The 22,160-nt window shown below is 42.6% G+C and carries 20 protein-coding genes; 17 read left to right on the top strand and 3 right to left on the bottom strand.

Features of this window, described 5'->3' with window-relative positions:
* Nucleotides 1-97: 97 nt before the first annotated feature.
* Nucleotides 98-925, top strand: coding sequence for a universal stress protein (locus tag DDT91_RS18125; protein WP_187177609.1), 828 nt, complete (start codon nt 98-100; stop codon nt 923-925).
* Between the two features lie 110 nt (nt 926-1,035).
* On the opposite strand, the gene DDT91_RS18130 is transcribed toward DDT91_RS18125, so the two are convergent.
* Nucleotides 1,036-1,959 (bottom strand): DUF6089 family protein, encoded by a 924-nt coding sequence (locus tag DDT91_RS18130; protein WP_187177610.1) that lies wholly within the window; start codon nt 1,957-1,959, stop codon nt 1,036-1,038.
* A gap of 241 nt (nt 1,960-2,200) precedes the next feature.
* Here DDT91_RS18130 and DDT91_RS18135 point away from each other — a divergent pair, with 241 nt between their 5' ends.
* The 4 genes from DDT91_RS18135 to DDT91_RS18150 are packed head-to-tail and all read left to right on the top strand — an operon-like array spanning nt 2,201 to nt 6,803.
* Nucleotides 2,201-3,742 carry a bifunctional GNAT family N-acetyltransferase/carbon-nitrogen hydrolase family protein gene (locus DDT91_RS18135; protein WP_187177611.1) on the top strand — a complete coding sequence of 514 codons (1,542 nt, stop codon included), beginning with the start codon at nt 2,201-2,203 and terminating at the stop codon, nt 3,740-3,742.
* Nucleotides 3,724-4,296, top strand: coding sequence for an HAD family hydrolase (locus tag DDT91_RS18140; RefSeq protein ID WP_222718683.1), 573 nt, complete (start codon nt 3,724-3,726; stop codon nt 4,294-4,296). The genes DDT91_RS18135 and DDT91_RS18140 overlap by 19 nt, the downstream gene beginning before the upstream one ends.
* Complete coding sequence (gene kdsA, locus DDT91_RS18145) at nt 4,296-5,144, top strand: 3-deoxy-8-phosphooctulonate synthase (RefSeq protein WP_187177704.1); 849 nt, start codon at nt 4,296-4,298, stop codon at nt 5,142-5,144. The genes DDT91_RS18140 and kdsA overlap by 1 nt, the downstream gene beginning before the upstream one ends.
* A 9-nt stretch (nt 5,145-5,153) precedes the next feature.
* Nucleotides 5,154-6,803, top strand: coding sequence for a murein L,D-transpeptidase (locus DDT91_RS18150; RefSeq protein ID WP_187177612.1), 1,650 nt, complete (start codon nt 5,154-5,156; stop codon nt 6,801-6,803).
* On the opposite strand, the gene DDT91_RS18155 is transcribed toward DDT91_RS18150, so the two are convergent.
* Nucleotides 6,804-7,496, bottom strand: coding sequence for a murein L,D-transpeptidase catalytic domain family protein (locus DDT91_RS18155; RefSeq protein ID WP_187177613.1), 693 nt, complete (start codon nt 7,494-7,496; stop codon nt 6,804-6,806).
* A gap of 304 nt (nt 7,497-7,800) precedes the next feature.
* Between DDT91_RS18155 and DDT91_RS18160 the strand changes: the two genes are divergently transcribed.
* The 8 genes from DDT91_RS18160 to DDT91_RS18195 all read left to right on the top strand — a co-directional run bounded on the left by DDT91_RS18160 (nt 7,801) and on the right by DDT91_RS18195 (nt 13,538).
* On the top strand, nt 7,801-8,211 hold the full coding sequence (locus tag DDT91_RS18160) for a 6-carboxytetrahydropterin synthase (RefSeq protein ID WP_187177614.1): 411 nt from the start codon (nt 7,801-7,803) through the stop codon (nt 8,209-8,211).
* Nucleotides 8,171-8,875, top strand: a complete 705-nt coding sequence (folE, locus tag DDT91_RS18165; RefSeq protein ID WP_187177615.1) for a GTP cyclohydrolase I FolE — start codon at nt 8,171-8,173, stop codon at nt 8,873-8,875. Before DDT91_RS18160 ends, folE begins: the two co-directional genes overlap by 41 nt.
* A gap of 112 nt (nt 8,876-8,987) precedes the next feature.
* Nucleotides 8,988-9,668, top strand: coding sequence for an SDR family NAD(P)-dependent oxidoreductase (locus tag DDT91_RS18170; RefSeq protein WP_187177616.1), 681 nt, complete (start codon nt 8,988-8,990; stop codon nt 9,666-9,668).
* A 69-nt stretch (nt 9,669-9,737) separates the two neighbouring features.
* On the top strand, nt 9,738-10,001 hold the full coding sequence (locus DDT91_RS18175) for a hypothetical protein (RefSeq protein ID WP_187177617.1): 264 nt from the start codon (nt 9,738-9,740) through the stop codon (nt 9,999-10,001).
* A 16-nt stretch (nt 10,002-10,017) separates the two neighbouring features.
* Complete coding sequence (locus DDT91_RS18180; protein WP_187177618.1) at nt 10,018-10,461, top strand: hypothetical protein; 444 nt, start codon at nt 10,018-10,020, stop codon at nt 10,459-10,461.
* Nucleotides 10,458-11,117 carry a flavin reductase family protein gene (locus DDT91_RS18185; RefSeq protein WP_187177619.1) on the top strand — a complete coding sequence of 220 codons (660 nt, stop codon included), beginning with the start codon at nt 10,458-10,460 and terminating at the stop codon, nt 11,115-11,117. The genes DDT91_RS18180 and DDT91_RS18185 overlap by 4 nt, the downstream gene beginning before the upstream one ends.
* 141 nt (nt 11,118-11,258) lie before the next feature.
* The gene (locus tag DDT91_RS18190) at nt 11,259-12,254 is read left to right on the top strand and encodes a ligase-associated DNA damage response exonuclease (protein ID WP_187177620.1); all 996 of its coding nucleotides are present in this window, start codon (nt 11,259-11,261) and stop codon (nt 12,252-12,254) included.
* Nucleotides 12,255-12,533: 279 nt separating this feature from the next.
* The gene (locus DDT91_RS18195; RefSeq protein WP_187177621.1) at nt 12,534-13,538 is read left to right on the top strand and encodes a phosphotriesterase; all 1,005 of its coding nucleotides are present in this window, start codon (nt 12,534-12,536) and stop codon (nt 13,536-13,538) included.
* A gap of 2 nt (nt 13,539-13,540) precedes the next feature.
* Here DDT91_RS18195 and DDT91_RS18200 read toward each other — a convergent pair whose 3' ends face one another.
* Nucleotides 13,541-14,149 (bottom strand): hypothetical protein, encoded by a 609-nt coding sequence (locus DDT91_RS18200; protein WP_187177622.1) that lies wholly within the window; start codon nt 14,147-14,149, stop codon nt 13,541-13,543.
* Between the two features lie 202 nt (nt 14,150-14,351).
* Between DDT91_RS18200 and guaA the strand changes: the two genes are divergently transcribed.
* The 4 genes from guaA (at nt 14,352) to DDT91_RS18220 (ending at nt 22,159) form a co-directional block, all read left to right on the top strand.
* Entirely contained in the window at nt 14,352-15,881 is a 1,530-nt protein-coding gene (guaA, locus tag DDT91_RS18205; protein ID WP_187177623.1) for a glutamine-hydrolyzing GMP synthase, read from the top strand.
* Nucleotides 15,882-16,592: 711 nt separating this feature from the next.
* Nucleotides 16,593-19,388 carry an MBG domain-containing protein gene (locus tag DDT91_RS18210; protein WP_187177624.1) on the top strand — a complete coding sequence of 932 codons (2,796 nt, stop codon included), beginning with the start codon at nt 16,593-16,595 and terminating at the stop codon, nt 19,386-19,388.
* A 10-nt stretch (nt 19,389-19,398) separates the two neighbouring features.
* Nucleotides 19,399-20,382: a type IX secretion system membrane protein PorP/SprF gene (locus DDT91_RS18215; protein WP_187177625.1), complete on the top strand. Its 984-nt coding sequence runs from the start codon at nt 19,399-19,401 to the stop codon at nt 20,380-20,382.
* A 139-nt stretch (nt 20,383-20,521) separates the two neighbouring features.
* Nucleotides 20,522-22,159, top strand: a complete 1,638-nt coding sequence (locus DDT91_RS18220) for an ABC transporter substrate-binding protein (protein WP_187177626.1) — start codon at nt 20,522-20,524, stop codon at nt 22,157-22,159.
* The last annotated feature ends 1 nt before the right edge of the window (nt 22,160 follow it).

Raw genomic sequence — 22,160 nt, forward strand, 5'->3', positions numbered from 1 at the left:
ATTTATACTAACATTTATCAGGTTTTTAGCTGATTTTTTGCACGGATTTTTTTGGAAACAAAGGTGAAATTTGATCATCAACCAAAACTTCCATCCCATGAAAACCATTGTCGTACCTTTCGATTTTTCGGAATATTCTCTTGCTGCACTTCAAACAGCCCAGCGGATCAGTGTGAAATCAGGGGCTAAAATTATCTGTGTTACTGTAGTTCCTTCAGAGGTAGATTGGGATTTACTTCCTGAAGAGGCAAAGAAAAAATATCCAGATCTGATTGAGGAAATGGAGGAAGCTAAATCAGTCATACCTGACTACCTGAAAAGAGTGGCGCCTGCCAAAGCGCCCATTGAAATCGTGGTGAAAATAGGGGTGCCATATGAGCAGATTCTTCGGGTTTTGGAAAAATCTCAGGCAGACTTAGCTGTGTTGGGTGCTTACGGAAAAGGGTTTATAGAAGGAAAATTCATCGGTTCTAATCTCCAAAAAGTAATCAGATTATCTCATTGCCCTGTTTTGGCCGTGAAAAAGGTACTGGATGGAAATGCCTTCCGAAAAATCGCCTTTGCTTCCATTTTTAATGAGTCTTCCAAAAAAGCCTTCTCCAAGATGGTTCCGATAGCCAAGTTGTTTAAGGCATCCGTTCATTTGGTTTATATAAATACTCCTGAAGGCTTTGTCAGCTCTACCGAATCTGAGCAAGCAATGTCTGGATTTTCCAAAGGCCATGAAGAGCTTGTCTTACATACCCATGTGTTTAACCACAAGGATATCGAGCAGGGTATTATTGAGTTTTGCAAATCAAAAAGTATCGAACTTGCTGCCGTGGTTTCAGGAGATAGAAAGGGAATGCCGGCCTATCTTGTGGGAACTACCGATACGTTGATCTTTAAGTCCGAAATGGGGGTATTGAGTATTAAGAATGATTAGAGATCTTTCTTTTTCTTGCTAAGAAACGATCTTCAAAAAGCTGCAACCTTGTGTTGTAGCTTTTTTGCTCCATTCCAAACTGATAGGGATATTTTCCTTAGTCCCGGGATTTACCAGAATCTAAATCGTTTCTCATAGATTCGGTTACGGAATATCCAGTTGTCGAAGATGTCCTCGGACAAGTAAATTTCCAGTCCAACGCTTAAGGTCATATATCCATCATACCGATGGGTCAGACCTGACCCTCTTCGGATTCTACCTCGGTTTTGGAGTATTTTTTGAACATCCGGATTGCCATTGTCATCCATAAAACTCGGATTTCTGATTGCTAGTCTTAATCTGTCGGGATTGGCACCTGACACATAATCGTCCACAAGGTCTAGGTAAAATTCGTTTACATTGTAAGCTGAAATATCATCCATGTAGTCAGTCAAAGTGTACCGATAATTTCCTTCAAATCGGAAATCCATGTATACATTCAGCTTGTATTTAAATCCCAAACCCATAGGAAAAACCACAATGTATTTTTCATAAGGGTTGTTTTCAAGCTGCAGGGGACGCAGGTCCACCCAATTGCCATCGAGCTGTGCCTGAGGATTGTTGGTCGACATGCCAACCCCTGCAAAAATGTAAGGATTCCACAGGTGGCGGGTGATATTATTGACTTTGACCGGATGCCAATAGTATTCGATAATGGTCGAAACCTCCCAGTTTTTAGCCTGGAAATGAAGGTTTCTAGGTGTTCGATAAGCTCTGGGATCTGATGGAGGATCTGATCCGGACATTTTGTAATAAGTACCTTCCAGCCTGGATTTTAGATGGGTCCCAAAGATATAATTAATCGAAAAGTTGGCGTGCCAATCTGGCTGAACCCCTTCGCTATACTTCCAAAATGAATATAATTCCCCAAAATATTGTGTGGGGCCTATGCCCGCGGAAATAGACCACGGCGCCTCAAATCGATACCGATAAAAGCTCTGAGAGTTGGCTTCCCAGGACAATAAAAACACAAAAACCAGAAGTAATCTTTTCATTTTCAGACTGGTAAAAATAAATCAGCTTAGTCTTTAAGGACAAAAATTAGACTATTTTCCCAATTATTCAAATTTCTTCCTCAGGGGGAATGGCAGGAGTTTACTGATAAAAAATTGAAATTTCAGAATCTTCACAAGAGCTTAGATGTGGTGCACAGCTTGATAGGGTTGCATTGGACGTGCATCCTCATAAAAACCCAATTTTAAAGAAGTTCTGACCTAATTGATGTAATTTTGGCAAATGAGTAAGCAAAGAGAAGAATTAGAACACCGACTCAAACTCCGGAATATCAAACTTTCTGATTATGAAGATATTCGGGAGATCATGGTGTCAATTTACAGAAATCAGGGTGGCGCTTGGACCAAAGCAGAACTCAAAAATCAATTGAAAGTATTTCCGGAAGGCCAGATTTGTATCGAGGACAATGGGAAGGTCATCGCAGCAGCTCTGAGTATTATCGTGGATTATTCCAAGTTTGGGGATAATCATACTTATGATGAAATCACTGGCTACGGGAAATTTGACACCCATGATCCGGATGGAGACACCCTTTATGGAACTGATATTTTTGTCCATGCGGATTACCGGGGAATGAGGCTGGGGCGTCGCCTTTATGATGCGCGTAAGGAACTTTGTGAAAACCTCAACCTCCGTTCCATCATTGCAGGGGGGAGGATTCCCGGATATTCCAAGTATGCGGATGAAATGACTCCCAGAAAGTATATCGACTTTGTGAAAAACCGGGAGATTTTTGATCCAGTGCTATCCTTTCAGCTGGCCAATGAGTTTCACGTCAGAAAAGTAATCACCAAATACCTTCCCGAAGATACTGACTCCAGAGCCTATGCCACGCTTCTCGAATGGATCAACATCTATTACGAAAAGGAAGAAAAACTCATTGGAAATAAAAAATCAATTGTACGACTGGGATTGGTGCAGTGGAAAATGCGCCGCTTTTCGAATGTCGATGATCTGATGCAGCAGGTAGAGTTTTTTGTGGATACAGTCTCAGGATATAAATCTGATTTCTGTCTGCTCCCAGAGTTTTTCAATGCTCCAATGTTGGCCGAGTTCAATGATATGGATGCCTCTGAAGCCATTCGAAATTTGGCAGATTACACGGATGAGATTGTAGGTCGAATGAGCGAATTGGCCGTTTCGTACAACGTCAACATTATCGCAGGATCCATGCCTGAGTACGATGGTAAAAAACTCCGTAATGTCAGCTATCTCTGTCGTAGGGATGGTACCCAGGACAAGCAATACAAGCTCCATATCACTCCGGATGAAGCAGCCTACTGGGGTCTTCAGGGTGGAAACGGGATTAATGTCTTTGATACGGATGCCGGCAGAATAGGTATTTTGATCTGCTATGATGTGGAATTTCCCGAACTGGGAAGGATCTTGGCAGAGCAGGAAATGGATATCCTCTTTGTACCGTTCTGGACTGATACCAAAAATGCCTTCCTTCGCGTCAACACCTGCGCCAAGGCACGAGCCATCGAAAATGAATGTTATGTGGCGATTACCGGCTCGGTCGGAAACCTTCCTAAAGTGGAGAATATGGACATTCAGTATTCTCAGGCAGCCATTTATTCGCCTTCAGATTTTTCATTTCCGCATGATGCCACGGTAGCTATGGCCTCCGAAAACGCAGAAACTACCATTGTTGCCGATGTGGACCTTGATTTACTTACCAAGCAGCGTAAAGCGGGAAGTGTAAGAAACCTGGAGCAACGCAGACTTGATCTTTATTCAATTCAATGGAAACAGAAAAAATAATTCAGGACTACCTGAATCACGTGCCTGAGGAGGTATTTGAAAAAGCCAAAACCATCAAAGTCCTAATCACTGATATAGACGGAGTACTCACCGACGGAGGGATTATTTATGACGACCTCGGAACGGAATACAAAAAGTACAATGTAAAAGATGGCCTGATCGTTCAGCATATGAAAAAGGCCGGTTTCTTGGTCGGGGCAATTACCGGTCGGGCTTCTCAGGTAGTCGAAAACCGATGTGAAGAACTTCGCTTTGATTTTCATTACCATGGGGTCAAGGATAAATTCAAAAAACTTTCAGAAGTTCTGGAGACCATGGAATTGACCCTGGAAGAAGTAGCCTATATCGGGGATGATCTGATTGACTTGCCTGTTCTGTCCAAAGTAGGATTGGCGGTGGCCCCTTCGGATGCTTTGCCCTACATCAAATCTGCAGTCCACTATATCTCTCCCCTGGCAGGGGGTAAGGGAGTCTTCCGCGAGTTTTCGGACATCTTGCTTCATGCTAAAGGACAGCTTATCCCATTAATCGAAAATTTATCCAATAAGGAATGATGATACGAAATACCCAACCCATGCATATCCGGGAAGGAGTGGTGCTTGGATCCGAAAAACCAGTTCTTTTTGCTGGTCCCTGTGCGGTGGAAAGCTTTGATATTTGTTTGGAAATCGGGACAAAAGTAAAAGCTTGGGCAGAGGAAAACGGGTTTTCCTATGTGTTTAAGGCTTCTTTCGACAAAGCCAATCGGACATCTTCCGGTTCATTCAGAAGTATTGGGATGGATAAATCCCTGGAAGTGTTGCAACGGGTTGGAAAGGCCTTAGACATTCCCTTAGTGACCGATATTCATGAAAGCTACCAAGCCGCGGAAGTCGCCGAAGTTGTCGATGTGCTTCAGATTCCTGCATTTCTTTGTCGTCAGACCGATTTGCTTTTGGCAGCAGGCAATACCGGGAAAGCGGTAAAAATCAAGAGAGGTCAGTTTATGGCACCTGAGGATATGCAGTATGCGGTGAAAAAAGTCAGATCGACAGGTAACGAAAATGTCTGCCTTACCGAGCGTGGATTTTCATTGGGCTATCACAATCTGGTCGTGGACATGAGGGGGCTGCCGATCATGCGTCAGTTTGCTCCGGTAGTTTTCGATATTACCCACTCAGTACAGCAGCCTGGTGGACAGGGAGGCAGTAGTGGGGGGCAACGCGAGTTTGCTCCGATTTTGGCTCGAGCGGCAGCGGCAACGGGAATAGATGGCTTTTTTATCGAGACCCACCCCGAGCCTGCCAAAGCACTCAGTGATGGTCCCAATCTGATTCCTTTGCACAGAATGGGCGATTTCCTCAGTATGCTCAAAGAGGCATGGACTTTGGGAAGGAAATACCAGGATTTTCAGGTTCAATAATCTTTCTGTATGAGCAAGTCCTTTTTTTTAACCGTTTTTCTGGTCATAGCCACTCTTGGGTTTTGCACGGGGTATCCTCTTTTTAGGAGTTCTACTTCTGATCAGCTTAGGTTAATACTGGAGCAGGAAAATCCCGGAAAGAAAATTACTGTCAGGGGTATTACTCTTCATAGCACTCCGAATATTTATGTCTATTACGATGACCGAAACTATGACGAGGCCTGGTCTGTCAATGGTATTCTCACCGAACAGGCTTATGAGCTCAGATTCGAGATCAGGCAGTCTAAATTTGACGGACTTAATCCTTCTGATTACCACATCGGATTGATAGACTCATTTTTCAAGACCTTTGAGGCGAATAAAAAAGCGGGACAGGCCAATGATTACAAAGAGCTGGCAGACTTAGACCTTTTATTGACGGATGCTTTCTTTAAGCTTGCCTCTCATCTCGAAAGGGGAAAAGTGGATCCATCCCAATTAACTTCTTCTTGGGAGATTTCACGCAAACCCCAGAAGGCAGATTATGTTTCTTTACTGAATCGGGCGATCCAGGAAAACTCTGTGAGAAAGAAATTGGAGGAATTGTACCCGGATTTTACCATTTATCGAAAAGGCAGGGAGGTAATCAGGACCTTGGATGAGCTGAAAAAAAGCGATACACTGGATTGGAAACCTATCAAAATCGATAAAGCAATAAAGCCGGGTGATACCCATTCAGCCATACCAGCCATCCGCCAAAGGTTACGATTTTGGGGGCATTTGAAGTCTGGTGACAACCTGGATTCAAAGCTTTATGATTCAGTTTTGGTGGCTGCTGTGAAAAGTTTTCAAAAAGAAAACGGGATGGAGCCAGATGGTGCAATTGGTAAAAACACAGTTTCTGGATTCAATGCTTCTCCTTCTTTTCTTATGGATAAAGCGGCTATCAATCTGGAAAGACTCAGATGGTTGCCTGATACCGTTCGCGATGCTGAGTTTATTTTGGTCAATATCGCCAATTTTCAGTTAGACTATGTCAACAAGCTGGACACTGTATTTTCCTCCAAAGTGATTGTCGGGAAGAGTTACCATCAGTCACCTATTTTTTCTGCACAGATGAGCTATATCGTTTTCAGCCCATATTGGAATATCCCTGTTTCCATTGCAAAAAACGAGGTCATCCCTGCTATCAGGAAAAACCCCAATTATCTTCAACAGAAAAACATGGAGGTCGTGACTCCTTCAGGCAAGCTGGTGGATCCTTCAACCATCAACTGGTCTTCTAAGTCTTTTCCTTACATGATTAGACAAAAGCCAGGAGGGAGCAATTCTTTGGGATTAGTCAAATTTATGTTCCCAAACAGCCATAGCGTGTATATCCACGATACTCCTTCCAAATCACTTTTTGAAAAAGAAGACCGTGCCCTGAGCCATGGATGCATCCGCCTTCAAAATCCAGTGAAGTTTGCTCAGATTTTGCTGAAAGATGATCCTACTTGGACCTTGGAAAAAATCGAAAAAGCCATGCACCAGGAGAAGGAGCAAATCGTCAATCTTCCGCGAAAAATTCCTGTTGTTTTGATTTACCTTACCTTTTGGGCGGATTCCAAAGGGACTCCCCATTTTCGTTCAGATATTTATGGGCGAGACGGAGAGTTGCTGAAATTCTTAAGGAATTGATCAGGGCTGAATCATTTCAGAATTACTGAGATAGTTTTGATCTTGGGCGTACACAAAAATCAATGAACCGTCTTTTATCAAATTAATTACCTTATCTGAAACCTCTGTCGGAACTGCAGGACATCCCAAACTCCGTCCTAATCTTCCTGACATTTTGGCTACTTCTTCTCGTGCATAATCAGCGCCATGAATCACAATAGCGCGGTTTCTTGCCTGATCATTAAACCCTTTTTCGAGGCCATCCAGTCTTAGGGAAAAGCCGTGCTTTCCGTGATAAGTTTCGGCTGTTTTATAAAATCCAAGACTGCTTTGGTAGGATTCCGGACGGTTGGAGAACTTTTCCGCCATCAACATGCCGGAGTTTCTGCCATGTGAGACTACAGTATTGAGCAGTATTTCCTGTTTTTCTACATCGATTACCCAAAGTCGCTTTTCTGTGGAAGGCAAGGAAAAATCAATGACCGTTAAAAGTGGATTCTTAAGCTCATTTTCCAGTTTTTCGTAACCTTCAAGAGCTAGATCGATAGCAGGAAGTGAGGGTAAATTTTTGTGTTTTTCAGATAGATGCTCCAGCAGGATTTCCGAATCGTCTTTCGGATTGACTACGACACGAGTAGCTTCACTTTTTTCCGGGAGATTGGTAAAGCTCATAACCCAGATCAAAGGAAGGAGTATTCCTTGGGTGATTGTCATAAATAAGTTGGTTGGGTGATCAACAAATGTAAGCTATCGCCCAGATAGTCAAAAACTTTGCCAAGCTGATTATTGTCATTTTTGTCAGTAGTAGCAAAACTGTCTATCATGGAACCAAATCCAAAACCGTTTAGGTTGTAGGGATGAGAGCAAAAAAAGGGTAGTTTGGGCTGAGGATGAATTATCTCTACTTTTGCAATCTTTCCATAAATTAAGAAACTGACATGCAGGACGTTGGTCTTTTTGTTTAAAAGAATTGAAAAATAATTAAACAAAAATTTCAGATCTCCTGTTTCTACCTTCAATGAAAGTATCCGTATTTCGTAAAGAGCACTTCAACGCAGCGCATCGATTATTCAACCCGACTTGGTCGGCTGAAAAAAATGAAGAGGTATTCGGTAAGTGTAATAACCCCAATTTTCACGGTCACAATTATGAGTTGATTGTACAGTTGAAAGGGGAAGTAGATCCTCAGACCGGATATGTCTATGATATGAAGGTACTCAGTGACCTGATTAAGATTCATGTATTAAATAAGTTTGATCATAAAAATTTAAATCTGGATACCGATGAATTCAAAAATCTCAATCCATCTGCTGAAAACATTGCAGTGGTTATTTGGAATATTTTGAGGGAAAAAATTGATCGGAAATTCGAATTAACCATTCGGCTCTATGAAACAGAAAGAAACTTTGTTGAATACGATGGGAATTAATATTGCCCGGGCGTCATTCGAAGAAATTGGAGAAGAACACGTAGGAACTTCTCTTGAGACACCCCTCAGAGAGGATGCTTTCGAAATGGATGATGATCTCAAGGTAGAGCTGATTGAAAAGCATTTCCGTGAAATCATGCATATCATGGGGCTTGATTTGACAGACGATAGTCTGAAAGGTACTCCGCATCGCGTCGCAAAAATGTATGTAAAGGAGGTTTTCTCAGGACTGAATCCCAAAAATAAGCCTGCTGCCAAGCTTTTCGAAAATAAATACAAGTACAATGAAATGCTGGTGGAAAAGGACATCACATTCCATTCGCATTGCGAACATCATTTCGTGCCGATTTATGGTAAAGCTCACGTGGCTTACATCTCCAATGGAAATGTAATCGGGCTTTCTAAAATCAACCGAATCGTGCAGTACTATTCCAAAAGACCACAGGTCCAGGAAAGATTGACCATGCAAATCGGTAACGAACTGAAGGAGGCTTTGGGCACAGAGGATGTGGCAGTAATCATGGATGCCTACCACATGTGCGTAAGTTCAAGAGGAGTGAATGACACGAATAGTTCAACAGTGACTGCATTCTATTCCGGAAAATTTGAAACTGACGAGCAAAGCAGAAATGAATTTATGAAGTACATCAGTTTGAAAAAGTAAATAGCTAAACCTCTGCTAAACCAACTTAAACCCTGCAAAAAAAGCGGGGTTTTTTTGTAAGTAATGCAAACAAAAACAGCCTGATTTGATTTAATGTGAAAAATAACAACTGATGGAAGGAAAAAATATTGTGATCGTCGGAGGAAACTCCGGAATAGGAAAAGCGACTGCCAACTTGCTTAGAGAAGCCGGCGCCAATCTTTTTTTATATTCAAGAAGCGGGCAAATTACCACCGCTTTGGATATAAGCAAAGACTTTGACGAGATGCCCGGACTTCCTGAAGTCATTGATGGTCTGGTGTACTGTCCAGGAACGATCAACCTAAAACCTTTCCACCGGATTTCCATACAGGATTTCATGAATGAAATGGAAGTCAATTTTTTTGGCGCTGTCCGTGTTCTTCAAGCTTGTCTGAAGGGATTAAAAAAATCTGCGTCTCCTTCCGTAGTTCTATTCAGTACCGTTGCCGTGCAGACGGGCATGGGATTTCATGCAGGAATCGCTTCTGCCAAAGGAGCGATTGAGGGACTTACTCGTTCTCTTGCCGCAGAATGGGCACCTTCCAAAGTACGTGTCAACGCTATCGCGCCCTCATTGACAGAAACTCCTTTGGCATCTGCGCTGCTTTCCACACCTGAGAAAAAAGAGGCCTCCGACAAGCGTCATCCATTAGGCAGGATCGGTACTTCGGAGGATGTTGCCGAGGCTACTGTCTTTTTGCTTTCTCCAAAATCTTCCTGGATGACTGGTCAGATTCTTCACCTCGACGGAGGCATGTCAAATTTGAAATAATTCAAAACAATTACCCATTCCTATTTGTCTGTATTACGGGTACGGTCCCGAGATGAAAGATCTGTGAATATGAAGACTCCACCTGAATCATTCCTGTTGTTTAAGGAAGAATTGAGGAAGGCCCAACTCGAGAAAGAAAGGCTACAACAATACTATGAGCAAAAACTGGCAGAGGTCAACAAAGAACTCTGTCGATTGAAGGAGCAGATTCAGTCCCAGCAAGATATGATGAGGACTACTCTCGAATACGCGTCCAACCTTGAGGCCAGACTCACTGAGGTCAAGGAAGAAGTGGCCCATGCCACTTCAAAAAGCCGAAACTCCATCTACTAAACCCACTCTATCAGCAATGAACGAAACGATAAACTCTTCTGAGATCCAAGACTTCGAGGTGGCCTTTGAGCAGCGTTATGCCAGAGTATGGGTCAGCAAAGAAAAGAAAACCATCATCTGTGAACTTTTGGCAGATTATATCCCGATTGAAGATTTTAAAGAGGCATTCAACCAAATCGGGGAAATTGTAAAGACAGGCGGCTTCGAGAAATTTATCTTCGACAAAAGATCCCTGAGAGCATTTCATCAACCCACCATGGAATGGTATTTCATTTATTGGAAAAAGGAAATGCTCGAATATGGTGTGAAAACCCACAGAAAAATACTTCCTTCCGAGAAGTGGTTTGAAAAAATGGTTCAAATCGCCAAAGACCAAATTCTCCAGACCTATCCTGACAATATCATCGATCAGCTGGATATCAGATACTGTGATTCCATAGATGAGGCCATTGCCATATGACAAGGCACTTTTCTTCTGAGGATTTGATGCAATTGGACTCTTTCTTTAGAAGGAACCTCATCAATTGCCTTTCTGGATATAAAAGCCTAAATCTGATCGGTACAAGGAATTCTTCTGGAGTTTCCAATCTTGCCCCATTTTCACAGGTTTTTCATATTGGAGCAGCACCTCCGTTGGTAGGCATCCTGTTTCGCCCCCATACAGTGAAGCGGGATACCTTGGAGAATATTTTTGAAACCAAAAGCTTCACGCTTAACCATGTGACTCCTGCTTTTTATAAAGAAGCACACTGGACTGCTGCCAACTGGGAGGAAAGTGAATTTGAAGGTACAGGTCTGCAAGAAGAAATGAAGGGAGATTTTTTTGCCCCATTTGTTAAAGGTAGTCCGGTGCAACTCGGATGTACTTTGGTAGAGACCCAAACACTACAGGTGAATCAAACTGTACTGCTGATTGGAAGTATCGATCACATCTATGTGGAGGAAAAGGGCCTTCGAATGGATGGATCGTTGGATCTGAATATCCTGGAAACAGTTACCGTTAGCGGATTGGACGAATACCATGTCGGTGAAAAATTGGGTAGATTGGCCTACCCGAAGCCCGGAGTTCAGCCCGCTGAAATGCCCATGAGAATGGCTTCTCACACAGGAGAATGATTATCCAGGGCATTCCATGTGGCAAATGAAAGTCAAATTATGATCACATGAAATCTAGTTTTCCTATTTCTCGGCTTTCTCTTGGACTCTTGTTTCTAATTTCTCAATAAAATCCCCAGTCCGAAATCCCACATCCGAAATTTGCAGCTTCTCGAACTCACCGAATCAGGACTTTTTTGTCCTCCTGCAGGGATTTTTATAGATCCCTGGAGGCCTGTAGAGCGGGCAGTAATCACCCATGCACACTCCGATCATGCCCGCTGGGGAATGAAGCATTACCTGGCCCATCTAGATTCGGCAGAGGTGATGAAGCTTCGTTTGGGACCTGAAATCAGTCTGCATACATTAGAATATCGAGAAAACCTGGATATCAATGGAGTCAAGATCACTCTTCATCCGGCAGGACATATTCCGGGTTCGGCCCAAGTCAGACTGGAGTATCGGGGAAAAGTAGCCGTGGTCAGTGGGGATTACAAAGTCGAAAATGACGGGCTTTCCACGCCTTTCGAACCAGTCAAATGTCACGAATTTGTCTCCGAGTGCACCTTTGGCCTTCCAATCTATAAGTGGGAATCTCAAACAGAGATATTCGCCCAAATCAATTCCTGGTGGAAAGAAAATGCCGAAGAAGGGCGCAATTCTATCCTTTTTGCGTACTCTCTGGGAAAAGCCCAACGTATTATCCAAAACCTCAATCCAGAGATTGGAGAAGTGTTCGTCCATGGCGCGATCTGGAATACCAATCAAGCGCTGATGGCGAATGGAATTTCCCTTTGGGATGTGCCCAAAGTGACCCAGGATATTCCTAAAAACCGATTCAAAGGAGCCTTGATCATCGCACCTCCTTCGGCTATGGGGACGCCCTGGATGCGGAAATTTTCTCCATACCGTACAGGAATCTGTTCCGGTTGGATGGCAGTACGGGGAACAAGGAGGAGAAGAGCCGCTGATCGAGGATTTGTGCTTTCGGATCATGCGGACTGGGAAGGATTGATCTCTGCAATTGCAGCTACCGAAGCCGAAAAAGTCTACCTCACCCATGGTAGCACGGCATCGTTTGGGCGCTTCCTTCAGGAAGAAAAAGGAATTGATGCCGTTGAGCTACAGACGCTTTTTGGAGTAGAAGAGGTGGAATAGGAAGAGTTGTCTGATGATGGATGTCGGATGACCGATGTGGCTTGTCACGTGGAATGTGATTCTTTGCCTTGGCCTGAGTCTCCAAAGGCCACTCCTAAAGCTTGAATTAACCAACCCTATTTTTGAACGATAGGTGCTATATCGAAGAATCTGTCACCTAGACGATTTCGGTCTGTGAGGACAAAGACCGAGGCTTTAGTTCCAATTTTATTCACACTATCCAGATAAAGTTCTTCAAACCAAAAAATCCTAACTTCAGGCTTCCAACCACCATTCGCTATGAAGTATTTTTCAGGATTACTACTACTCATTGCCCTTGCTGCTTCCTGCGCTGAATCTCAAACCGAAAAAGAAATCAGTACCATCGAAACCGTCACCGGACCTATTTCCATTGATTCGATGGGCTTGACGCTCATTCATGAACACATGCTGGTGGACTTTATAGGGGCAGATTCAATTAGCTCAGATCGTTGGCATCAAGATTCGGTCGTAGCCAAAGTCCTTCCTTACCTGATGGAAGTCAAGAAATATGGAGTTCGGACGATTTTGGATTGTACGCCAAGCTATTTGGCGAAAGATCCACTTTTACTGAAAACGCTTAGCGAAAAGTCAGGAATTCAGATTTTGACCAATACCGGATTTTATGGGGCTGTGGGAGGCAAATATCTTCCTGACTTTGTCCAAACCGAAACTGCCGAGCAACTTGCCAAACGATGGGTTGATGAATTTGAAAATGGAATTGAGGGCACGGGAATCAAACCTGGATTTATCAAGATTTCGGTCAATGAAGCGGATACAATTTCAGAAACTGACCAAAAGCTCGTTCGTGCCGCTGCGATCACGCATTTAAACACCGGTTTGACGATAGCTTCTCATACCGGGACCTGGAAAACTGCTTCTCAGGAAGTGAGGATTTTGAAAGAAATGGGAGTCAACCCTTCAGAATTTGTATGGGTCCATGCACAGGCCGAACAGGATTTTCAGAACTATAAAAAAGCTGCCGAAACGGGTGTTTGGATCAGTTTGGATGGGATTGGCTGGGCTATAGAACCCTACGTGGAGCGCTTGGTTTTTGCTAAGGAAAATGGGATTTTGCGAAATATCCTAATTTCCCATGATGCCGGCTGGTATGATCCAGCGAAAATAGGTGGGGGAGATTTTCAGCCTTTTACCCATATTTTTGAAAAGCTGACTCCAATCCTGAACGAAAAAGGGTTTACAGATGAGGACTGGAATCAGCTTTTGGTGGTAAATCCTATACTGGCTTTTAAGGTTGTGGAATAGTACTATTTTTTGCCCAAGCCAAATCTCACCTTGTAGGTAGCATTGATGTACCATTGTAGGTAACTATCGAAACCACTGGCAGAAATACTGGCTGCATTTCTCACATTTGGATTTTTGGTTTTCCACTCGGCTTCCAATTCTGCAAAAATTCCAATCCGCTGATAATTGTCAATGAAATTGACTAACTCAGGCCCGGATTCAGGGTTGAAATAATTGATATTGGCCATATAACCTTCTCCTCCTATCTGAAGAGTGGGTCCCAAAGCAAACGACAAATTAAACCCAGAGGGTCGCTGGATGAGGTTGTATTTAAAGGAAGGAGTGATAAAAAAACCGGAGGAATTGTCTAAGTTTCTTTGGCCGGGAGCAAATTCATTTTTTTCCAATCCCCCAATAGATTGATAAAATAATAGTCCGGCGTTGAGAGATGTTCTTTTTCCAAGACGATAATTAAGTTCGTTTGTGAAATTAATGCCATAAAGCATGTTGGCTCCATCATGGGAGCCTCCGGCACCTATACTGTACTGGAGTTTGGGTTTAACCTGTGCTAAAGAACTTGCCTGGATTCCAATCAAAAAGAATAAGATTAGAAAAAGTCGATTTGTTGTCATGGGATTTGGATTTAAGATTTTGTATCCCAAACTTCCTTAGTAATCATTAGGAATAAAAAATGCTTGACATCTTTTAACTAAATCATTGTTAATTCACCTTAGATTCGAAGCGAACCAGTTAAGCGGGTTAACTTTAGCGAGCTATTTTCCAAATTTTCTTTGCCACATTTCTGCAAGCCACTTAGCCTGATTACCTTTGCGCATGGCAGAACAAATCCTTATCCTCGATTTTGGTTCTCAGTACACCCAGCTCATCGCCCGAAGAGTCCGAGAACTGAACGTTTACTGTGAAATTCACCCTTACAATAAAGTTCCCGAAATCACTTCCGATATCAAGGGAATCATCCTTTCCGGTTCGCCTTGCTCCGTGCGAGACGAAGGTGCGCCTGATGTCAATACCGATGCTTTCCGAGGCAAATTACCTGTTTTGGGTGTTTGCTATGGTGCGCAACTTTTAGCCAGTAAATACGGAGGAGAGGTACTTCCATCTACCATCCGGGAATACGGCAGAGCCAATCTCGATCACATAGATCTCCATCACGACCTATTAAAAGAAATGACCCATGGCTCCCAAGTGTGGATGTCACATGGCGATACCATCAAGGAACTTCCAGCAGGTTTTGAAGTGATTGCGAGTACCTCTTCGGTACGGGTTGCAGCTTTCAAAGTCGAAGGTGAAAAAACCTACGGGATCCAGTTTCACCCGGAAGTGACCCACTCTTTGGAAGGTAAAAACCTGCTCCGAAACTTTGTGGTGGGTATTTGTGGCTGTTCACAGGATTGGACTTCCGATACGTTTATAGATTCCACAGTTGCCGAACTGAAACGAAAAATCGGTTCGGATAAAGTTGTGATGGGACTTTCCGGAGGAGTTGACTCTTCCGTGGCGGCGACCTTGATTCACCGCGCGATCGGCGATCAGCTGACTTGCGTGTTTGTGGACAATGGTTTACTTCGCAAAAATGAATTTGAGGAAGTACTCGACTCCTACAAGCACATGGGTTTGAATGTGATTGGAGTCGATGCCAAAAAGCGATTCTATGATGCGTTGGCTGGATTGACCGATCCTGAAGCGAAACGGAAAGCAATCGGTCGCGTGTTTATCGAAGTGTTTGACGATGAAGCGCACAAGATTGAAGGAGTTAAATGGTTGGGCCAAGGAACTATCTATCCTGATGTGATCGAGTCTGTTTCTGTAAAAGGACCTTCTGCCACGATCAAGTCTCACCACAATGTGGGCGGACTTCCTGACTTCATGAAGCTATCTGTAGTGGAGCCTTTGAATACCCTTTTCAAAGATGAGGTTCGCGAAGTGGGAAGAGCTTTGGAAATCCCGGAAACCATCATCGGGCGTCATCCATTCCCAGGACCAGGTTTGGCCATCCGAATCTTGGGTGATATCACAGAGGAAAAAGTGAAAACCCTTCAAGAGGTAGATCATATTTTCATTCAGGGACTGAAGAATCACGGGCTGTACGATCAGGTTTGGCAGGCAGGAGCCATACTGCTTCCAATCCAGTCGGTAGGTGTCATGGGGGATGAACGTACCTATGAGCGGGTAGTCGCTTTGCGAGCGGTAGGATCTGTGGATGGTATGACAGCGGATTGGATTCACCTTCCGTATGAATTTTTGGGAAAAATGTCCAATGAAATCATCAATCGTGTAAAAGGTGTCAACCGCGTGGTGTACGACATCTCCTCTAAGCCACCGGCGACGATTGAGTGGGAATAAGTCAGTTGAAAAAGCATTTTTAAAAGCCGGACATCGTTCGGCTTTTTTAATGTTCAGATCATGCTTTTTATTTACAAAAATTGACAATAGGAATCTATTTTCTTCTTGGTCGACTATTTTTAGCTCAAACAAAGAATAAACGGAACTAAACACCTCAAGCGCCTATCGGTACCTCCTTGACCAGTAAATCCAAGTATGGAATAAGAAGTAAGTTCTCCAAGGCGACTTTGAGAAGGTTGTGTAGAAGTAAGTCTTAAAGTGGAATAGTATTTCTGGAATTAAATTTCTTACTTCTTGGCCCTAATTGTATTTGAGGTTGTTATTTATGGAGGTTGATAAATGATTATTCTTTGTTTGAATATATAGATATAAATGAAGTGCTGTATTATGTAAATAGATTGATGTGTAAGAGTAAATAGTAGTGTGATAAATTGGTTTGTTTGTTTATTTTTCAGGCCCGTGTTTAGCTGGAACATGGGTCTTTTTTTTTATTTGTTTGATTCGATTTATGGGAAGATTCTTGCCTGAATAAAGAATGGTTAATTGCCTTTTTTCTGGATTTTAGGGCGATTTACCTTGTTTTTTTTCGTTAGGTGCACTTAGTTATCAATTCATTGCAAAAGTTGTTTTTAGTACTTTTTAAAGTTGTTGATAGAGGTATTATTTAATTTATTTACTCTAAATAATCAATCTCATTAATCAGCAAATAAGATGAGACCTTTTTTTGAAAATCGGCTAGGATATTTTGACAGTAAAGACTCCAAAGGTGTCTTGATGTCTTGGGTTAAGCTTCTAATAAGTGATTTTTTATATGTGCTCAGAATGGTGATTCGAGTGTTTGTAGATAGAATTGTTTTGAAAGAGAAATATATATATATAAAATACATTATTTCTTGTGTTGTATTATTTTCCTTCATCTCTACCTCATTTGGGCAATATGCTGGAGGAAATGGGACCAAGGAAAACCCCTTTCAAATCAAAAACTGGGTCCATCTTAAAAACATCGCTCTCAATCCTCAAGCTTCTTTTGTTCTGGTTTCTTCTCTGGACCATACTACAGAAGGGTACCAGGAGTTTGCTGGGCCGACTGCAAATAATGGAAAAGGCTGGGTGGCCTTAATGAATTTCAGAGGCAGATTTAACGGAAACGGACTAGCGATCTCTGACTTGTATATCAAGCGTACGACTCAGAGAGGGCAGGCACTTTTTGGGTCTGCTCAAAACGCTGACCTTAGAAATATTCATTTGAGGGATGCTTACATTGAGGCATTTGAGGATGCGGGTTCTTTGGTGGGAGTAGGGGTTAATATTAAGGTGGAGGGATGTTCTTTTTCTGGAATAGTGTCCGGTTCTACCTACGTAGGCGGTCTTTTGGGAACCATAAGTAATTCTTTGATAATGGATTCCTATTCCTTGGGAACAGTAAAAGGCCAGAAAATGGTGGGAGGCTTGATCGGAAATGCTTATCAAACCCATGTGAGCAGATCCTTCTCCTCAGGGGAAATTATTTCTGATTCCAGCGTAGGCGGATTGATTGGTTTTTTCCAATCCAATGCCTATCATAGAATCGAAAGCTGTTACAGTGTGGCGAAATTGGAAGCTTTGGAAACTATCGGAGGTTTGGTAGCTAGAATTTCAGGAGGACAGATCGACAATTCCTATTTCGCAGGTTCCGTTCCCGAATCTGCCCTTTCTGGGGGTTTGGTAGGCTTGGTAGTTGGAAAGACAAAAGCCTTGGAATCGTTTTGGGTTAAGTCCTCTGTCCCATCCGCAACCAATACTGACGTAGGGTTTGGCACTACTTCTTCAGAATTGAAATCAGCACAGTATTTTAAGGATAAAAATTGGGATTTTGAAGGTGTTTGGAATATTCAAAAGCCTTCAGTGGACTTCCCATTTGTCTCTTATCCTTATCTGAAATCCATTGCTTATGATGATCCAGCAAGTCAGGCTCCTGTGGTCAATCCAATACCGGGTTTGGAAAATTTCAGGGTTCCCAGAGAACATGAATTTCCCAAAGAAAAATCTGTGACCTATGGAGACCCGGACTTTAAACTTGGAGAGGAGATCGATCCTTCTTATTACCCGATCACTTATTCTACCAAGGATACGACAGTCATCAAAATATCAGGAAACTATGCCAAAATCCTTCAGTCTGGTACGGCAACCATTTTGGCACAGGTAGAAGATGGTAATTCCAATCCTAAGGAGCAACTGTTGACTGTTTATCCTGCGATCTTAAGGATTAAGACTGATCAAAATCTATTCAAAACCTATGGGGATCAGGATCCGATGCTATCATTTCAGGTGGAAGGTTTGAAATACAATGATGGACAGGAAGTAGTTAAAGGAACTCCTGTCCGAGAAGAGGGAGAGCAGGTTGGGGAATATGCTGTTTTTCAAGGCTCTTTGGAGGCCGGATCAAATTACCTGATTGAATTTACTGCTTCACTCTTCGAGATTTTAAAGAAGGAACTTTTGGTCCAAGCAGAAGGCAAAGAGAAATGTTATGGTAAATCCGATCCTGATCTGACCTTTAAAGTTACTGGACTAGTACCTAATGATTTGGAGAAGGAGATCATTAAAGGGAGTTTGAAAAGAGAGCCTGGAGAAAATGTGGGCAAATATGCCATTATCTCAGATGATCTACAGGTGGGTGAAAACTATCATTTGGTCTTTACCTCGGATACCATGGAGATATTGCCATCCTTGATTATTTCAATGCGGGAATTTGAAGAGGTGACAATACCTTGGTCAGTTTTACCTGATCTTCCCAAGAAAGCAACCTTCCTAACTCAGGATGGGGATTGGGTTGAACTCGCATTGGAGTGGGATGCCTCAAAGGTCCAAACCATGAAGCGAGGGAAATATGAAGTGGAAGGTAAGATCCAGACCTCAAATTACCTTTTTCCAAGTGACTTCAAGCCTTTCATCACGGTGGTAGTTTTGCCAAAGCCAGCTCCTCAGGATCTGATTTTGCACACATCTCTGTCTGCTGAATCATTTATCGGAGAACTTGAAGTAATAGATCCGATAGATACGATACATGATATCCGCATTCCGGAAGGGGTCTTAGACAATACGTTTTTCCAATTGAAGGGTAAGGACTTAAGCTGGAAAAATGGAGCATTTCCGAAATCTAAAAAAGGATTTGATCTGGAGATACAAGTAGAAGATAGAGATGGGAATGTCCTTACTAAAAGATTTTCAATCCAAGCTCAAATCGCTTCAAATTCAGAGGTTGAAATGCAGGTCGTCAATACCTTCTCACCCAATGGAGATGGTGTCAATGATTCCTGGATTCCTTCAAAAAATCTTTCTGGCGAAGATTTTAGGGTAAGAGTTTATGATACAAGTGGCAAGGAATTGTTTCAGTCCGAGTGCACTGATGATAAATGGGATGGTACCTATCTGGGTCAGGAGGTGCCAGAAGGAACTTATTTCTGGGTCTTGGAGACAAGGGGTAAGGTTAGACGTGGAGTTCTTAATTTGTTGAGAGGGAATTGAATCCAAAAAAATGGGCGCTTTTGATTTTCATATTAAAAGATGGGCAAAGGTTTTACTCCTCATCTTTGTTGTACTTGGACTAAAGTGGCAAGCATCTGCTCAGACAAGAAAATATGTGTCTCAATTTTCCCATTTCCAAGGCTATTTCAACCCTGCCCTCACCGGGTATGAAAGTTCTACGATCAGAGGGTTTGTCAGAAATCAATGGGCAGGTTTTGAGGGAGCCCCAAAAACCTATTTCCTAAGCACTGAGTTTGATTTTGGGGAATTATCGGGGCTGGAAGATCCCGCATTGATGGGGAGAAATGCGATTTCTCTGAGTATTTTGAGTGATTCCTACGGTGCCTTTAAGGAAAATGAATTTCTTATTTCCTATGCTTCCAGGATAAGACTTTCGGAAAGTCATAATCTTAGACTTGGGGCTGGGGTAAGTCACCAGACCATTCGACTGGATGGGAATTCCCTGACATGGGAAGAGCAAAACGATCCGATTTTAGGAAAATATTTTGGACAATTTTCGGACTTACAGGTGATTGATTTCAATTTGGGATTGGCATTAACCCATGAAAAGTATTTTGTCTCCTATGGGATGCATAAAGCCAATCGTGGACAATTTGCAAAGGGGGATCGATTTATGGAAGCCTACCCATCCGAAAAGATGATCCAGTTTGGGCTCCGGGAATCGTTGACCGATAATTTGGCGCTTATTTTTAATGGCTTTTACAGGTCTCGGAAAGATCTGCCTGAAGTATTTGAATTCAATCTTAAAGCCTTACTCATGCAAAAAGTGTGGGTGGGTGCCGGTCAGCGATTAAGCTATGCCTCCAATTTCAATTTTGGATTTCTCACTCAAAAGATGCGGGTTGGATACCTTTTCGAATATCCCGTGCAAAAAAGTTACCTGCTTCCGGGAGGCACTCATGAAATCACGGTGGTTTTCAACCTATTCAATTTTTATCAGCCCAAATATCGGAGAGACATCCCCATTTGGTAAGTCAATCAAAGGCGGTCCTATTCAGGAAAAGATTTTGGTGTTTCGGGCTTAGGTCATTAAAGGAGACCTTCTTCCTTTGGGTTTGAAAATAATGGCTTAAATTTGGCCAGACAAAAAGCTGGTTCTATACTCCCTGAAAATGCGAAGAATACTTCTTATCCTTTCTTTATTTTTTGTCTTAGCAAATGCTAGCGCTCAGAATCTCCCCGATAATTATTTGAAAGCAAAATCAGCCCTTTCCACCCAGGATTATTGGTCTGCGATCAATTTGTTTAAGGAGTTTTTAGATGAGGACAAGTATGGAAACTTGTCCTATTATTCCGCATTTCATACTGCAGAAGCAGCTTTGAAGGTGAACCAACCCGCATTGGCTATCGAGACTCTTCGGCCTGTATTTGGTAAATCTTGGGGGAAATCGGATGAATTAAACTACCTGCTCTCTATAGCTTATTTTCAAAATGGACAAGCGCTGGACGGTTTGAGAATGATTAAGCAGATAAAGAATGAAGAGATTTTAGCGAAAGCGTATAATGTGTCGTTTGCATTTTTGAAAACTGAAACGCCAAACTTTTTAGTGGTTAATCTGGAGGAATTCAAAACAAATGAGGGATACACGGCAGCGTTGGCTTTGGTGCTTCAGCAAAAGACCGTCATGTCGGCTTCTGAGCGAATGGCTTTGAATCAAGTCCTAAATACTGGGGGAAATAATATTGTCAAAGACCAAGTACTTGATCTGGTGGTGATTTTGCCTTTTACCAGTAGTCAGGGACAGCGCATTTCTTCTCTTGTCAGCAATGATTTCATGGTAGAATTACACCAGGGGATCAAGATCAGTGTGGACCAACTAACCGCTCAAGGTGTCCAGATCAATCTGAATACATTTGATTCCAAAAGAGATCTAAATCACTTAAATACGCTTCTGAAGGACCCTGCTGTATTGGCTGCTGATGTAATCATCGGTCCAATTTATCCTGATGAGTCTGAACTGGTTAGTGCTTTTGCCGAGGCGCAGAAAATCCCTTTTATCCATCCCTTGTCCAATTTGGGTGAGCGGTTTGAGCAAACAGAGTTCAGTTATCTGTTTAGACCATCCGTGGCTTCGCTTTCCAAGGGTGTTGTTTCCGCTTTGAATTCCCAAAATTGGGGTAAATCGGTAGCGATTGGATTTAGTGGTAGTGCCCGCGATGAGCGAATGGCTCAGCTTCTGCAGGAGGAACTCACCCAAGCCGGATTCCGGATCGCAAAATCTCAAAAGGTAGATCCAAAATCAGTTGCTTCCTTCCTCCAAGGACTCGGTGTTCGCAGAGGTAATAATCCTGACGTCAATCAAGTCATTCTTTTGACTGATGATCCGGCGATTGCGCAGCCTGTCTTTGCCTTGATGGAAAGTATCTCCACGTCCGTTCCGCTCTTGGTTATGGACTCTTGGCTTGGCTTCAATTTTGCCAATTATGAAATGCTGGAGTTTCCTAATTTTTACTTTATCTCCAACAACACTCCGAAATTTGAGTCTGAAGATATGGTGGCTTTCAAGAAAGCTTTTTATGATAAGTATCTGGCTTATCCGTCTTTGAATGTGGTTCTTGGTGCCGAACTGGTCAATTGGGTTTCCGCGAATGCGCAATTCATAAATAATTTTGATATCCGAAAGACACTGGATCAGAAGACCTACCAGCCAGGCAAATTGACTTGGGGTTTTAATTTTAGAGATACGAACAACAACACTTATTCCCCGGTTTTCAAACTCGAATCCGGAGAGTTGATTCCATTAAAATAGA

Source organism: Algoriphagus sp. AK58 (assembly GCF_014324365.1).
Lineage (GTDB): Bacteria > Bacteroidota > Bacteroidia > Cytophagales > Cyclobacteriaceae > Algoriphagus.